We start from the raw sequence: 13,776 nt of genomic DNA on the forward strand, positions 1-13,776 counted from the left end.
CGCCCCGCCGGGGCGACGCCCCTCTCAGCGCCCGATGCTGGAGTAGGCGAAGCCCCGAGCGCGCATGTCGGCCGGCTTGTAGATGTTGCGCAGGTCGACCAGCACGGGCTTCTTCATCACCAGCTTGATGCGATCCAGGTCCAGCGCCCGGAACTGGTCCCATTCGGTGATGATCACCAGCACGTCGGCGCCCTCGGCCACCGCATACGGGTCGTCCTTGAAATCGACGCCGGCCAGGAGCTTCGTGGCCTCGTGGCCCTCGGGATCGAACGCCTGCACCTTGGCGCCCTTGTCCTGGAGGGCCGGGATGATCGCCAGGGAGGGGGCGTCGCGCATATCGTCGGTGTTGGGCTTGAAGGTGAGGCCGAGCACGCCGACGGTCTTGCCGTCGAGATCGCCGTCCGCGGCCTTCAGGACCTTCCGGGCCATGGCGCGCTTGCGCTCGTCGTTGACCTTGACGGTGGTCTCGACCAACTCCACCGGCGCGCCTGCGTCGCGGGCCGTGCGGACCAGGGCCAGGGTGTCCTTCGGGAAGCACGAGCCGCCGTAGCCCGGGCCGGCGTTCAGGAACTTGCCGCCGATCCGGCCGTCCAGGCCGATGCCGCGGGCCACCTGCTGCACGTCGGCGCCCACCGCCTCGCAGAGGTCGGCCATCTCGTTGATGTAGGTGATCTTCAGCGCCAGGAAGGCGTTGGCCGCGTACTTGATCAGCTCGCTGGTGCGCCGGCTGGTGAACAGGATGGGCGTCTCGTTCAGGTACAGCGGGCGGTACAGCTCGCGCATGATCTCCTGCGCCCGCTCGTCCTCGGTGCCCACCACGACGCGGTCAGGTCGCTTGAAGTCCTCGATCGCCGCGCCCTCGCGCAGGAACTCGGGGTTGGACACCACGGCCACGTCGGCGTCGGGCCGCACGCGCTTGAAGATCTTCTCGATCTCGTCCCCCGTGCCGACCGGCACGGTCGACTTGGTGACGACGACAGTGAACCCCTCGACCAGCGTCGCGATTTCCTCAGCCGCGGCATAGACATACGACAGGTCCGCGTAGCCGTCGCCGCGTCGGGATGGGGTGCCCACGCCGATGAAAACCGCGTCCGCCTGACGGATGGCTTCCCGGGAGTCGGTATCGAAGAACAGGCGGCCCGCCTTCACGTTGCTCGCCACCAGGAGGTCGAGACCCGGCTCGTAGATCGGGATGCCGCCGGCCTTGAGCTGCTCGATCTTGGAGGCGTCCTTGTCGATGCACGTGACCGTGTGGCCGAAGTCGGCGAAGCAGGCCCCGCTCACCAGGCCGACGTAGCCTGTTCCGATCATCGCCACGCGCATTCAAGTCTCTCCTGGCATGTCTCTGGGCACGGCTCGTACCGGAGCAGCCGCCCAATTTCTATCGCAGTGCAGCAAGAACGGCGCCGCGTCAGATTTCCTGGTTGTAAGCGCCGACCTGCGGGCGCTTCGCCAGGCGCGGCTTCACCTCTTCGTGGAACAGGCGGCGCATGTCGTCGTCGGACTGGGTGCTCTCCACCACCACCACGATCTCGGGCTTGTTCGACGAGGCGCGGACCAGCACCCACGAGCCGTCTTCCAGGGCCACGCGGACGCCGTTGACCGTGATCAGGTCGGCGATCTTCCGTCCTAGGATCGTGCCACCCGCATCGCGCAGGGCGGTGTATTCGGCCACCACGTCGTCGACGACGCCGTACTTCTCCTCGTCGGCGCAGTGCGGGCTCATGGTCAGCGAGGTGTAGGCCACCGGCAGGGCCTTCTTCAGGTCGCTGAGCTTCTTGCCGGGATTGCGGTCCAGCATGGCCAGGATCGCCGCCGCCGCCACCAGGCCGTCGTCATAGCCGCGACCGATCGGCGGGTTCATGAAGAAGTGGCCGCTCTTCTCGAAGCCGGCCAGGGCGCCCAGTTCGGCGGTCTTGCGCTTGATGTAGCTGTGACCGGTCTTCCAGTAGACGGTCTTGGCCCCATTGGCCTTCAGCACCTCGTCGGTGGCGAAGAGGCCGGTGGACTTCACGTCGACGATGAAGGTGGCGTCCTTGTGGAGGGCCGACAGGTCGCGGGCCAGCATCAGACCGATCTTGTCGGCGAAGATCTCCTCGCCCTCGTCGTCCACCACGCCGCAGCGGTCGCCGTCGCCGTCGAAGCCCAGGGCCAGATCGGCGCCGTGCTGGCGGACGGCGTCGGCCATCGCGTGCAGCATGACGCTGTCTTCCGGGTTCGGATTGTACTTCGGGAACGACCAGTCGAGGTTGCAGTCCATCTCGATGATGGTGGCGACGCCCATGCGCTTCAGCGCCTCGGGCGCGAACGCCCCGGCGGTGCCGTTGCCGCAGGCGGCCACCACGGTCAGCGGCCGATTGAGCGACACCCGTGACGCCGCGTCGGCGATGTAGCGCTCGGCCACGCCCGCGATATGGGCCACCGAGCCGCCGGGCCGCTGGGTCCACTTGCCGCCAAGGACGATCTCCTTCAACCGGCCCATCTCGTCGGGACCGAAGGTGAGCGGCCGCTGGGCGCCCATCTTCACACCCGTCCAGCCGTTCTCGTTGTGGCTGGCGGTGACCATGGCCACGCACGGCGCATCGAGGTCGAACTGGGCGAAGTAGGCCATGGGCGAGACGGCGAGGCCGATGTCCAGCACCTCGCAGCCCGCGGCCACCAGGCCGATCGTCAGGGCCTGCTTGATCGACAGCGAGTACGAACGGAAGTCGTGGCCGACGACGATCCGGGTCTGGCCCATCTCCTGGATCAGCGTGCCCAGGCCGAGCCCCAGAGCCTGTATGCCGAGCAGGTTGATCTCCGGCCCGAACAGCCAGCGCGCGTCGTATTCCCGGAAACCCGTCGCCTTCACCAGCGGGGTGATCTCGTACTCGAACGTGTTGGGGACAAGGTCGGCGCGGGGAGCGGACAGCATGCGGACTCCGGAAGACAGCGGTCAGGCGCGTGTTTAGCGGTCCAATATGTCGCAGGCCACTCCGTAAACCTTAACAGGGCCAGCGCTTTTTCGAACTTCGGCTACATCACGCCTGCGCGCAGCAGGTCATGGACGTGCAGGATCCCGACCGGCTTGCCGTCCTCCACGACAAACAGCACCGTCACGGCCGGCGCCGGGTCGCTCATCAGCGCGAGGGCCTCGCCGGCCAGCATGTCGGGAGAAACAGCCTTCTTGGGGCCCGGCGTCATCACCTCGCCGGCCGTGTGGTCCATCAGCCCGTCGATGTGTCGGCGCAGATCTCCGTCGGTGATGGCGCCGAGAAGGCGGCCCTGCGGGTCGACGACGCCGACGACGCCCCACCGCATCTGGGTCATCACCAGCAGCGCCTGGCGCATCGGCGTGTCCGGGCCGACCAGAGGCAGATCCTCCCGTCCGTGCATCAGGTCCGCCGCGGTTCGCAGCATGGCGCCCAGCTTGCCGCCCGGATGGAAGACGCGGAAATCCTGCGGCCGGAATCCCCTACGCTCGAGCAGCGCCACGGCCAGGGCGTCGCCCATGGCGATCTGCAGCGTGGTCGAGGTGGTCGGCGCATTGACGGCGTCGGTGGCTTCCGGCGCGTCTGGGATCAGGAGGACGATGTCGGCCGCGCGGGCCAGCGTACCCTCCGGCGCCGCGGTGATGGCGATGAGCGGGATGGCGAAGCGCGCCGCATAGGCGATCACGTCGGCCAGCTCGCGGGTCTCGCCGGTCTTGCTGAGCGCCAGGATAACATCGTCCTGGCCGATCATGCCCAGGTCGCCGTGGCTGGCCTCGCTGGGGTGGACGAAGATCGCCGCCGATCCCGTGGAGGCGAGGGTGGCGGCGATCTTACGCGCCACGTGACCCGACTTGCCGATCCCGGTGCAGACGATCCGCCCCTTGGCCGAATGGAGGGTCTCGACGGCGTCGGCGAACGGTGCGCCCAGCTCGGTCGCCATCCGGCCGAGCGCCTGGGCTTCGGTCTCCAGGACGCGACGTCCGACCGCTATGGTGTCCTGTGCGCTCATTGCGAGGGATCGATCGCCTCGTTCTGGATGTTTCGCACCGCCTCGCGCGCCTGGTCGACGCGCTTCTGGGCGGCCTCGGTCTGACGCCGCATCTTGGCCTGCATCTCGGGCGTGCGCAGGACGGGGTCGTGACCGAACGGCGCGGGCGAACGGTCGCCCAGCCCCTGGGGCCAGACCAGAGCCAGGGCGACGGCCGCGATGGCGGCGATCCCCAGCAACGGCAGGTAGAAGCGGTCGAGCATATGGCCGCTATAGCCCGCGCCGCGGCGTGGGGGAAACCTTGACGGGGTAGGGCGAGGCCTCTAGCGCACCGTGACTTGCGAACGGAGGACCGCCCTTGCCGACCCTGATCCTGCTGCGTCACGGCCAGAGCCAGTGGAACCTGGAAGATCGCTTCACCGGCTGGGTGGACGTGGACCTGACGCCCCAGGGCGAGGCCGAGGCGAAGAAGGGCGGCGAGCTGATCAAGGCTGCCGGTGTGGCCGTCGACCGTGTGTTCACCTCCGTCCTTACCCGCGCCATCCGCACGTCCTGGCTCGCGCTCCACGCGGCCGGACAGACCTTTGTGCCCGAGGTGAAGGACTGGCGCCTCAACGAGCGCCACTACGGCGGCCTTACCGGACTCAACAAGACCGAGACCGCGGCCAAGCACGGCGCCGACCAGGTGAAGGTCTGGCGGCGCAGCTACGACATCCCGCCGCCCGAGCTGGCGCCCGGCGGCGAGTACGATTTCGCGAAGGATCGTCGCTATGCGGGCGCCGTCCTGCCGAACACCGAGAGCCTGAAGACCACCCTGGTGCGGGTGCAACCGTACTGGGAGTCCGACATCACGCCGTGCCTGAAGCGCGGCGAGACCCTGCTGGTCGCCGCCCACGGCAATTCCCTGCGGGCGATCGTCAAGCTGCTGTTCCAGGTGTCGGACGACGCCATCGTCGGCGTCGAGATCCCCACGGGCAACCCGCTGGTCATCGAGCTGGACGCCAGCTTGAAGCCGACGTCCGCCCGCTACCTCGACGAGGCCCGGGCCACGGCGCTGCCGGCGATCCCCTGATTCCCTGGAGCTTGCGGCGACGACGGACCATGCTGCGCGCATGACCGACGAGGACTTCATGCGCCGGGCGATCGCCCTGGCCCGCACCCGGGTCGGCCTCACAGCCGAGAACCCTGCGGTCGGCTGTGTGATCGTGCGCGACGGCGTTGTCGTGGGCGAGGGGGTCACGGGCGAAGGTGGCCGCCCGCACGGCGAGGAGGTGGCCCTGGACGGCGCGGCGGATCTCGCCCGCGGCGCCACGGCCTATGTCACGCTCGAACCCTGCGGCCAGCGCTCTTCGGGCGGCCTGTCCTGCAGCGAGCGGCTCGTCGCGGCCGGCGTCCTGCGGGTCGTGGTCGCCTGCAGTGATTCGTCGATCTACGCCGACGGCGAGGGGTCCCGCCGGTTGCAGGCTGCGGGCGTCGCCGTAGACCATGGGTTGATGCAGGCCGAGGCCGAGGCGCTATATGCGGCCTATCGTCCGGCCAAGAGTCTGGAAAGTCGGCGTTAATCAGCGGGGGGCTAACATGGTTCACACCCTCTTTCCGCCCGCGATCCGCGACCCATGTCCGCCAACTCCGTAAAGTCGCTCGTGCATGCCCGCCTCAGCCAGGCTGAGGTGGATGCCATCTGCGCGAAGCACGACCGGCTGTGGAGCTCGAAGCCGGGCGGCGCCCGGGCGGTCTTCGCCTTCAAGGACCTGAGCGGCACGGTCCTGGCCGGCCGCAATCTCTGCGACGCGGATTTCACCGGGGCCATTCTCAACGACTGCCGCTTCCACGGCGCCCGCCTCGACAATGCGACCCTGTTCTGCGCCGATCTCACCGGCTCCGACCTGCGTGAGGCGTCCCTCCGCCGCGCCGATCTGCGTGGCGCGTGCATGCGCAATGTCGACCTGACCGGCTCCGACATGTTCGAGGCCGACCTTCGCGAGGGCACCCTGGCCGCGGCCGATCGGCAGCTCGGCCTCAGACGACTCGAGACCGGCTCGCCCAATCAGAACGAACTGCAGGGTGCGATCCTGGCCGGCGCCAACCTCGAGCGCTCGCGCCTGTCCGGCGCCATGGCCGTCCGTGCGGACTTCACCGACGCGATCATGAAGGACGCCAAGCTGATCCGCGCCAACCTCAAGCAGGCCAATCTGTCGGGCGCGAACCTGTCCGGCGCGGACCTGTCGGGCGCGGACCTTGCCGGCGCCAACCTGCGCGACGCGATCCTGGTCGGCGCCCGCACCGTCGCCTGGAATGTCTCCAACGCCGACATGGACGGCGCCCTGACCGACGACCCCGTTGGCCGGGCGCTCAGCGACCTGCCCTATGACGAGATGATCCGCGATCACGCCCGCTGGTGCGAGACGGGCGGCGCCGAGGGCAAGCCGTCGTCCTTCGACAACGCCGACCTGCGGGCCCTGGGGTCCATCCGCGGCTACAATCTGACCGCCCTGTCGGCCAAGGGAGCCACCTTCTACGGGCTCGACATGGAGGGCGTGCAGATGCAGGGCGCCCACCTGGAGGGCGCGGACCTGCGCAACGCCATCCTGCGCCGCGCCGACCTCCGTGGCGCCCGGCTCGTCGGCGCGAAGCTGACGGGCGCCGATATGCGCGACGCCATGCTCGGCCCGCTGCTGCTCGGCGCCGACCGGGTTCTGCCCACGAATCTCACGGGGGCGGTCCTGAAGGGGGCCGACCTCACCTGCGCCGACGTGCGCCACGCCGTCTTCGAGGGGGCAGATCTCTCGCGCGCGAACTTCACCCGCGCACTCCTTAAGCAGGCCAATTTCACCGGCATCGTTCGTCAAGGCTCGCGCGGCCTGGACGAGGCGATCTGAACGGATGGCCCGCATCGAGATCCCGATGGACGAGGGTCTTCCGGGACGCCGCCGCCTCAGCGAGGGCGAACTCAATCTCATTCTGGCGCACCACACCCGGTTCCTGGCTGGAACGGGCGGCAAGCGTGCGCTCCTGCCCTATGTGGACTTCAGCGGGCTCGACCTCTCCGGGCGCGACCTCGGCCGGGCCGATTTCACCGGCTCGGTGTTCGACGGCGCCAACCTGGCGGAGGCGAAGCTCGACGGGGCTATCCTCGCCGGATGCGACCTGCGCGGCGCCAACCTGCGTGGCGTCGATCTCAGCGGCGCGAACCTCAAGGGCGCCTCGCTGCAGGGCGCGAACCTGGCCGGCGCCAACCTCACGGGCGTCGACCTGCGTCCGGGCTTCGCAGCCCGCCCCCACCCGACCAAGGGGTTCCCGGCCGTCATCCAGGAGGATCGCAAGGGGCTGCTCGACGGCGCCAACCTGTCGGGCGCGACGCTCGACCGGGCGATGCTGGACGGGTTGCATGCGGTGGGCGCGGACTTCACCGACGCCTCGCTGCACGGCGCGCGGCTTGCCGACGCCAACCTGAAGGGCTCCAACCTCTCGGGCGCGATCCTTGTGCAGGTGGAGGTTTCGGGGGCCATCCTGGAGGATGTGGACTTCGACGGCGCCGATCTGTTCGGCGTCTGCCTGGCCGCGGCGCGGACGTCCGGCGCCCGGATCGAGGGCGCGGTCGCTCCCCCGACGCGGGAAGCCCTCGACCTGATTTCCCGTCGCGTCGCAGAGGCGAGGGCGCACAGCGCCTGGGTCGCCTCGGGCGGACAGGAGGGCGCGCCGACGCGCCTTGATGGCGCCGACCTGCGTCCCGCCGCGGACGCCCTCCGCGGGCTCCAGCTCACCGCGCTCAGCCTGAAGGGCGCAAACCTCGCATCGCTCGACCTGTCCGGCGTCCAGCTCCAGGGCGCGAACCTGGAAGGGGTCAACCTGCGTGCGGCGATCCTGAAGGGGGCCGATCTGCGCGGCGTCCGCCTCGGCGGCGCCGACCTCACGCGCTGCGACCTGAGTGAGGCCAATCTTTCGCCCCTGGAGATCGGCCCCGGACGCTCGACGCCGGCGAACCTCAGCGGGGCCAGGCTTCGTCACGCCCGGCTGGAGCAAGCGATCCTAAAGGGCGCCGTGCTCGACGGCGCCGATCTGCGCGGCGCGAAGCTTCCAAAATAGAAACGGGCGGCGCCCCGCGAGGAACGCCGCCCCAATTCCTGAGACGGGTGAAGGCTTAGGCGGCCTTCTCGCCTTCGATCAGTTGCGCCTGGCCGGTGGTGATCTGCACGGTGCGGGGCTTCAGGGCTTCCGGAAGCTCGCGCTTGAGCGAGATCGACAGCAGGCCGTCGGCAAGGTTGGCGTCGGTCACCACCACATAGTCGGCGAGCTGGAACCGGCGCTCGAAGTTGCGCTCGGCCAGGCCGCGATGCAGGTAGCGCCGGGTTTCGTCGTTCGCGGCCTTGCGGCCGGTGACGGTGAGGAGGTTCTCCTTCACCTCGACGTTGAGTTCTTCAGGACGGAAGCCGGCCACCGCGATGTCGATGCGGTAGGCGTTCTCGTCGGTGCGCTCGATGTTGTAGGGCGGATAGCCCGTGGCCGCGTCGGCCGCGGCGGTCTCCAGCAGGTTCGCCAGACGGTCGAAACCCACGACGGAGCGATAGAGGGGGGAAAAGTCGATCGTACGCATGCGGTCACATCCTTCTTCAGAAGCAAGGTTGCGTTGGTTGATGGACCTGTGGCGACCCGTTTCGGCTTCGCCTGCAGTCCAGGAAGCCCGGACATCCAGCACTTCCGCTTGTTGAGGTAGGCGGCGATCGGTCGGTTTCAAGGGCTTGCCGAAACCGATGTTCGACCTAGGCTCTGCCGCTTGAATTTCCGGAGGAGCTCCAAAATGTCTCGCCTCGCGCTGGCCGCCACGGCCGCCGTTCTCGCCTTCGTCGTCGCCGCGCCCGTCCAGGCCGCGGACGCCCAGCTCCAGGCCGCGGTGGCGGGCGCGCAGCGCAGCGACGCGCACAAGGCGCGGGACGCCGCCCGCCACCCGGTGGAGACTCTGACCTTCTGGGGGCTCAAGCCCAAGCAGACGGTCATCGAGATCTCGCCAGGCTCCGGCTACTGGACCGAGATCCTGGCGCCTTACGCGAAGGCCACGGGCGGGACCTATGTCGCCACCGCCGCCGACCTGAACAATCCAAACCTCTCTGAGGGGGCTAAGAAAGCCCGCGCGGCGTTCGAGGCGAAGTACGCGGATCAGTCGAAGTACGGCCCCATCACCTACGTGGGCTTCGGTCCGGTGTCAGGGCCGCTGGGCCCTGCCAACTCCGCCGATATCGTCATCACGGCCCGCAACGTCCACAACTGGGCGACCCAGCCTGGACTGCTGGACAAGGTGATGAAGGACTTCCACGCGGTGCTGAAGCCGGGCGGCGTCCTGGCCGTCGAGGAACACCGCAAGGACCCGAAGCCCGAGGCTCCGAACTGGCGTGACGGCTACATGTCCGAAGCGACCGTGATCGCGGCGGCCGAGAAGGCCGGCTTCAAGCTGGCGGCCAAGTCGGAGATCAACGCCAATCCAAAGGACACCAAGGATCATCCCTTCGGCGTCTGGACGCTGCCGCCGGTCCGCCAGACCGCGCCCTCGGGCCAGCCGGCCGATCCGAACTTCGATCGCACGAAGTACGACGCCATCGGGGAGAGCGACCGGATGACGCTTCGTTTCGTGAAGGCCGGCTGATCGGCCTTTGACCGCTTGGCGGCGGCGGTCTAGCACTGCCGCCGCAGGGCTGCCGGGGGGCGCTCGCGAGCAGGGTTACGGCGCGCCGATGATGCAGCTTTCCCGACGCGGCCTCCTGGTCGGCGCCGCCGCGCTGGCCGGGTGCCGCGGCCCATCCCAGCCCAAGTCCCCGCCTCCCAAGACCATCGCCGCGGCGGTGGCCGGCGCCTGGCGGCCCGCGGCCGACCGCGAGCGCGACCGCTGGCGCCATCCTGCGGAAAGCCTGGCCTTCTGGGGGCTGAAGCCCGGGCAGACGGTGGTTGAGTTCTGGCCCGGAGCCGGTTGGTACACGGAGATCCTGGCGCCGTTCCTGGCGGCGACCGGCGGTCGGCTCTATGCGGCCCACCTTCAGCTTGGCGAGGCGCCTGATCCCGCGGCGCGCGACGTCGTGGAGGCTTATCGCGCCCGCTTCGCCCGCGGCGCCAGGCTCTACGGCGACGTCGAGGTGACGGCCTTCGGCGCCACCAGCGGACCTGTGGCCCCAGCCGGCTCCGCCGATCTCGCGCTGTTCCTGCGCAACCTGCACAACTGGATGGCGGCGGGCATCGCGGAGAAGGCGTTCCGCGACGCCTTCCTGGCTCTCAAGCCCGGCGGCGCGCTGGGTGTCGAGGAACACAGGGCCGCGCCCGGAGGCGTGCCCGATCTCCTCGCCTCCGATGGCTACGTCGATCAGGCCTATGTCATCCGCCTCGCCGAGGAGGCCGGCTTCCGCCTTGCGGCCGCCAGCGAGATCAACGCCAACCCCCGGGACACCCGCGACCACCCCTTCGGGGTCTGGACCCTGCCGCCCGTCCGGCGGACCTCACCGCGGGGCGAGGCCTTCGACCCGTCCTTCGACCGGGCCAGGTTCGACGCCATCGGCGAAAGCGACCGCATGACCCTGCGCTTCATCAAGCCGGCCTGACGTCCTGGCATGCCGAAGGCGGTTTAACCTTCCGGCGTTACCGGCGGTTTACACGGAACACGGGTAAAGCGAAGCTCACCTGCCGACTCAGGGAGCGTTGCTAAGGGGCATGGCCACTGTCGAGGAACTGACGGATCGGATCCGCCAGGCCGCGGCGTCCGGCGAAAGCCTGTCGCGGACGGTGAAGCTCGACCTGAAGGGAGAGGGCTTCATCCACGTCGACGGCTCGTCCGTCACCAACGAGGATCGCCCCGCCGACCTCGTCGTCCGGGTCAGCGCCGCCGATCTCGTACGCTTGGGCAAGGGCGAGTTGGACCCCATGCGCGCGGTCATGACCGGCCGAATGAAGCTGTCCGACATGGGCCTGGCGATGAAGCTGACACCCGAGATTCAGGCCCTGTTCGAGCGGGCGGTCTGACGGATGTTCGAGCCCGCGCCCCTTGTCGACACCCCTGACGATCCGGTCCCGCCCGGTGCTGAACCGGCCTGGTTCATCGGCGCTGGCGGCGCGAAGCTGCGCGCGTGCCTCTTCACGCCGCCGGGCCGGGCCCGCGGGTCGGTCGTCCTGTCCGGCGGGCGGACCGAGCCGATCGAGAAGTATTTCGAGACGATCCGGGACTTTCTGGACCGCGGGTTCGTCGTCCTGGCGCACGATTGGCGCGGCCAGGGGCTGTCGGCGCGCGAACTGCCCGACCGGCTCAAGGGGCATGCCCGAGGGTTCAAGTCGTTCCTGGAGGATTTTCGCCGGCTGCTGAACGCCTATGAGGCGCAATTGCCCAAGCCCTGGATCGCCGTGGGCCATTCCATGGGCGGCTGCCTGACACTGCTGGCCCTGGCGCATGGAGAGCGACGGTTCGCTGGCGCCTGCCTGTCGGCGCCGATGCTGGGCGTCCAGTTCGGCAAGGTGTCGCCGGTGGCGGCCGGACTGCTCACACGGCTGAACGTCGCGCTCGGGCGCGCGGGGCGCTACACCCTGGGCCAGGCGGGAAAGCCGTTCGACGACACCTTCGAAGGCAATGCGCTCACGCACGATGCGCGCCGCTTCGCCCGCCACCGCGCCCAGCTCCGGGCGAACCCGGACCTGGCGCTTGGATCGCCGACCTACGGCTGGCTTGATTTCGCGCTCAAGGCCACGGCCGAGCTTGCCCGGCCCGAGCGTCTCCGCAGCGTGACTGTGCCGGTGGAAATCGTCTCGGCCGGCGAGGACCGGCTGGTCGACAACGCCGCGCAGGCCGCGGCCGCCCGCAACCTCCCCCAGGGGCGCCTCATCACCGTTCCCGGCGCCTACCACGAAATCCTCATGGAGACGGACGACATGCGTAACATCTTCCTGAGAGTATTCGACGCGCTTACCGGCAAGACCGCGCCGAAGCCCGCCGAAGCTCCCAAGGCGGCGCCCGCGCCCGCCGCCAAGGCCGAACCCCCGCCCGCGCCCAAGCCCGCGCCTGTGCCGGAGGCGTCCAAGCCCGCGCCCGAACCGGCGCCGGCCGCCATCGCCAGCGTCGCCCCCGCGGCCACGAAGCCCTCTGCAGTGAAGACGCCGGCGGCCAAGAAGCCCGCCGCCGCGAAGAAGCCCGCTGCGGCGAAAAAGGCTGCTGCTCCAAAGGCCGCGGCCGCGCCTGCCAAGGCGCCTGCGGTGAAGACGGCGGCGCCGGCCAAGAAGACCGTTCCCGCCAAGCCTGCTGCGAAGAAGCCGGCTGTGGCGAAAGCGGCTGCCAAGCCAGCGTCGGCCAAGGCCGCCCCGAAGGCTGCCGCTCCGAAAACTGCCGCTCCGAAAGCCGCGGCGGCCAAGCCGGCGGCGGCGAAGGCGACGGCAAAGCCCGCTAAGGCTGCTGGCGCGAAGGCGTCTGCCAAGGCCCCCGCTAAGGCGAAGCCGGCCGCCGCAAAGAAGCCGGCGGCCAAGGCTGCGCCGGCCAAGAAGGCCCCGGCCAAGAAGCCGGCGAAATAGTCGTCAGTTCGCGGCCCGCTTCAGCGCGACCAGCGCCTCTTCGAGGCAGGCGCGGTCGCCGGCTATGGCGACCTGTCCTCCGTCCGTGCCCACGGGCTCACCCCGCCAGTCGGTGGTGAGCCCGCCCGCGCCGGCGATCACCGGGATCGCCGCGTCGATGTCCCAGCTTTTGAGCCCTGCCTCGACCACCAGGTCCATCGTGCCCGCCGCGACCATGGCGTAGGCGTAGGCGTCGCACCCGAGGCGCGCGAGCCGCGCCGCCGCCCGCACCTGCCGCCACGCGCCCAGTTCGGCGCCGTTGAAACAGCCTTCGGGGTCGGTGGTGGCGATCAGCGCGTCCGTGAGGTTCGGGCATGGCCGCACCTGCAGCGCGCGCTCGCCCTGGGCGCTCAGCAGCCGCGAGCCGCCCGGGTGTCCGATGTAGATCTCGCCCAGATACGGCTGACCGATGGAGCCCAGAACGGGCCGGCCCTGGAAGCGTAGGCCGATGAGGGTGCACCATAGCGGCAGGCCGGCGATGAAGGCCCGGGTGCCATCGACGGGGTCCAGCACCCAGACGAACTCGGCGTCGGGCCGATCCTCGCCGTACTCCTCGCCGATCACGCCGTGGTGGGGATAGCGCGCGGCGATCAGGGCGCGGATGGCGCGCTCGGCGCCTCGGTCGGCCTCGGTGACCGGGTCGAACCCGCGCTCATGCTTGTTGGAGACACCATGATCGCCGCGGAAGAGGGGGAGTGTCATCCCCGCGGCGGCCCGGTTCAGCTCGAGCAGGAAGGCGTCGAGTTCGTCCAGGAGGGCGGTCGGAAGGCGGGAAGGTTCGGCGAGCGGGCTCATGCCCCCGCCATAGCCTGCCCGACCGTCCGGCTTAAGCCTCGAGTTCGCCGTTCATCGCCTTGGCGAGGTCCAGCAGGCGGCGGCGGGGCCGTTCGCCGAGCTGGTAGTAGGCGTGGATGAGGTCCTGGGTTTCCTTGCTGGCCATCGTCTCACTCGACGACGACGCGGCCTCGCGCTCCATGCTCTCCCGCTGGTCACGGGTGAGGCCCTCGTAGAAGTAGCTCACCGGCACTTCCAGCACCTCGGCCAGCTGCCAGAGGCGGGCGGCCGACATGCGGTTCGCCGCGCACTCGTACTTCTGGATCTGCTGGAAGCGCACGCCGCAGGCGTGGGCCAGTTCCTGCTGGGTCAGGCCCAGGAGGCGACGCCGACGCCGAAGCCGCCGGCCCAGATGGATGTCGATCTCGTCCATGGAATCCCCGACCATGATCTTCCTTAGTCCCGCATCGGGAC

General features: G+C 69.5%; 15 protein-coding genes. 8 read left to right on the forward strand and 7 right to left on the reverse strand.

What is annotated here, in order from left to right; genetic code table 11:
* Positions 1-24: 24 nt before the first annotated feature.
* From DJ019_RS12510 to DJ019_RS12525, 4 genes are all read right to left on the reverse strand, one after another.
* Positions 25-1,323 carry a UDP-glucose dehydrogenase family protein gene (locus DJ019_RS12510; protein ID WP_111276375.1) on the reverse strand — a complete coding sequence of 433 codons (1,299 nt, stop codon included), beginning with the start codon at positions 1,321-1,323 and terminating at the stop codon, positions 25-27.
* 88 nt (positions 1,324-1,411) lie between these two features.
* Positions 1,412-2,914: a phosphomannomutase/phosphoglucomutase gene (locus tag DJ019_RS12515; protein ID WP_111276376.1), complete on the reverse strand. Its 1,503-nt coding sequence runs from the start codon at positions 2,912-2,914 to the stop codon at positions 1,412-1,414.
* A gap of 101 nt (positions 2,915-3,015) precedes the next feature.
* Positions 3,016-3,981: a KpsF/GutQ family sugar-phosphate isomerase gene (locus DJ019_RS12520; protein ID WP_111276377.1), complete on the reverse strand. Its 966-nt coding sequence runs from the start codon at positions 3,979-3,981 to the stop codon at positions 3,016-3,018.
* Entirely contained in the window at positions 3,978-4,223 is a 246-nt protein-coding gene (locus DJ019_RS12525) for a hypothetical protein (RefSeq protein ID WP_111276378.1), read from the reverse strand. Before DJ019_RS12525 ends, DJ019_RS12520 begins: the two co-directional genes overlap by 4 nt.
* A gap of 95 nt (positions 4,224-4,318) precedes the next feature.
* Between DJ019_RS12525 and gpmA the strand changes: the two genes are divergently transcribed.
* Genes gpmA through DJ019_RS12545 form a run of 4 tightly spaced genes read left to right on the forward strand, consistent with a single transcriptional unit; the run spans position 4,319 to position 8,046 of the window.
* Entirely contained in the window at positions 4,319-5,032 is a 714-nt protein-coding gene (gpmA, locus tag DJ019_RS12530; RefSeq protein WP_111276379.1) for a 2,3-diphosphoglycerate-dependent phosphoglycerate mutase, read from the forward strand.
* A 40-nt stretch (positions 5,033-5,072) separates the two neighbouring features.
* Positions 5,073-5,522 (forward strand): deaminase, encoded by a 450-nt coding sequence (locus DJ019_RS12535; protein WP_165843999.1) that lies wholly within the window; start codon positions 5,073-5,075, stop codon positions 5,520-5,522.
* A 54-nt stretch (positions 5,523-5,576) separates the two neighbouring features.
* Positions 5,577-6,839 (forward strand): pentapeptide repeat-containing protein, encoded by a 1,263-nt coding sequence (locus DJ019_RS12540; protein ID WP_111276380.1) that lies wholly within the window; start codon positions 5,577-5,579, stop codon positions 6,837-6,839.
* A gap of 4 nt (positions 6,840-6,843) precedes the next feature.
* Positions 6,844-8,046, forward strand: coding sequence for a pentapeptide repeat-containing protein (locus DJ019_RS12545; protein ID WP_240606468.1), 1,203 nt, complete (start codon positions 6,844-6,846; stop codon positions 8,044-8,046).
* Between the two features lie 55 nt (positions 8,047-8,101).
* Here DJ019_RS12545 and DJ019_RS12550 read toward each other — a convergent pair whose 3' ends face one another.
* A complete protein-coding gene (locus DJ019_RS12550) occupies positions 8,102-8,554 on the reverse strand; it encodes an Hsp20 family protein (RefSeq protein WP_111276381.1) in 453 nt (150 codons plus the stop codon).
* Between the two features lie 204 nt (positions 8,555-8,758).
* On the opposite strand from DJ019_RS12550, the gene DJ019_RS12555 reads away from it, so the two are divergent.
* From DJ019_RS12555 to DJ019_RS21205, 4 genes are all read left to right on the forward strand, one after another.
* Positions 8,759-9,598, forward strand: a complete 840-nt coding sequence (locus DJ019_RS12555) for a class I SAM-dependent methyltransferase (RefSeq protein WP_111276382.1) — start codon at positions 8,759-8,761, stop codon at positions 9,596-9,598.
* 88 nt (positions 9,599-9,686) lie between these two features.
* A complete protein-coding gene (locus DJ019_RS12560) occupies positions 9,687-10,541 on the forward strand; it encodes a class I SAM-dependent methyltransferase (protein WP_111276383.1) in 855 nt (284 codons plus the stop codon).
* 109 nt (positions 10,542-10,650) lie between these two features.
* Complete coding sequence (locus DJ019_RS12565; RefSeq protein ID WP_111276384.1) at positions 10,651-10,959, forward strand: SCP2 sterol-binding domain-containing protein; 309 nt, start codon at positions 10,651-10,653, stop codon at positions 10,957-10,959.
* A 3-nt stretch (positions 10,960-10,962) separates the two neighbouring features.
* Entirely contained in the window at positions 10,963-12,489 is a 1,527-nt protein-coding gene (locus DJ019_RS21205) for an alpha/beta fold hydrolase (RefSeq protein ID WP_205854156.1), read from the forward strand.
* A gap of 3 nt (positions 12,490-12,492) precedes the next feature.
* On the opposite strand, the gene hisN is transcribed toward DJ019_RS21205, so the two are convergent.
* Positions 12,493-13,323, reverse strand: a complete 831-nt coding sequence (gene hisN, locus DJ019_RS12575) for a histidinol-phosphatase (RefSeq protein WP_111276385.1) — start codon at positions 13,321-13,323, stop codon at positions 12,493-12,495.
* Positions 13,324-13,354: 31 nt separating this feature from the next.
* Positions 13,355-13,750, reverse strand: coding sequence for a helix-turn-helix domain-containing protein (locus tag DJ019_RS12580; RefSeq protein WP_240606469.1), 396 nt, complete (start codon positions 13,748-13,750; stop codon positions 13,355-13,357).
* Positions 13,751-13,776: the final 26 nt, after the last annotated feature.

Source organism: Phenylobacterium kunshanense (assembly GCF_003254525.1).
GTDB classification, from domain to species: Bacteria; Pseudomonadota; Alphaproteobacteria; order Caulobacterales; family Caulobacteraceae; genus Phenylobacterium; species Phenylobacterium kunshanense.

Coding starts and splice junctions, on each gene's coding strand:
- DJ019_RS12580 (WP_240606469.1), bottom strand. CDS start 13,750: ATGGTCGGGGATTCCATGGACGAGATCGACATCCATCTGGGCCGGCGG.
- DJ019_RS12510 (WP_111276375.1), bottom strand. CDS start 1,323: ATGCGCGTGGCGATGATCGGAACAGGCTACGTCGGCCTGGTGAGCGGG.
- DJ019_RS12550 (WP_111276381.1), bottom strand. CDS start 8,554: ATGCGTACGATCGACTTTTCCCCCCTCTATCGCTCCGTCGTGGGTTTC.
- DJ019_RS12560 (WP_111276383.1), top strand. CDS start 9,687: ATGATGCAGCTTTCCCGACGCGGCCTCCTGGTCGGCGCCGCCGCGCTG.
- DJ019_RS12545 (WP_240606468.1), top strand. CDS start 6,844: ATGGCCCGCATCGAGATCCCGATGGACGAGGGTCTTCCGGGACGCCGC.
- DJ019_RS12555 (WP_111276382.1), top strand. CDS start 8,759: ATGTCTCGCCTCGCGCTGGCCGCCACGGCCGCCGTTCTCGCCTTCGTC.
- DJ019_RS12535 (WP_165843999.1), top strand. CDS start 5,073: ATGACCGACGAGGACTTCATGCGCCGGGCGATCGCCCTGGCCCGCACC.
- DJ019_RS12525 (WP_111276378.1), bottom strand. CDS start 4,223: ATGCTCGACCGCTTCTACCTGCCGTTGCTGGGGATCGCCGCCATCGCG.
- DJ019_RS12520 (WP_111276377.1), bottom strand. CDS start 3,981: ATGAGCGCACAGGACACCATAGCGGTCGGACGTCGCGTCCTGGAGACC.
- DJ019_RS12515 (WP_111276376.1), bottom strand. CDS start 2,914: ATGCTGTCCGCTCCCCGCGCCGACCTTGTCCCCAACACGTTCGAGTAC.
- DJ019_RS12565 (WP_111276384.1), top strand. CDS start 10,651: ATGGCCACTGTCGAGGAACTGACGGATCGGATCCGCCAGGCCGCGGCG.
- hisN (WP_111276385.1), bottom strand. CDS start 13,323: ATGAGCCCGCTCGCCGAACCTTCCCGCCTTCCGACCGCCCTCCTGGAC.
- DJ019_RS21205 (WP_205854156.1), top strand. CDS start 10,963: ATGTTCGAGCCCGCGCCCCTTGTCGACACCCCTGACGATCCGGTCCCG.
- DJ019_RS12540 (WP_111276380.1), top strand. CDS start 5,577: ATGTCCGCCAACTCCGTAAAGTCGCTCGTGCATGCCCGCCTCAGCCAG.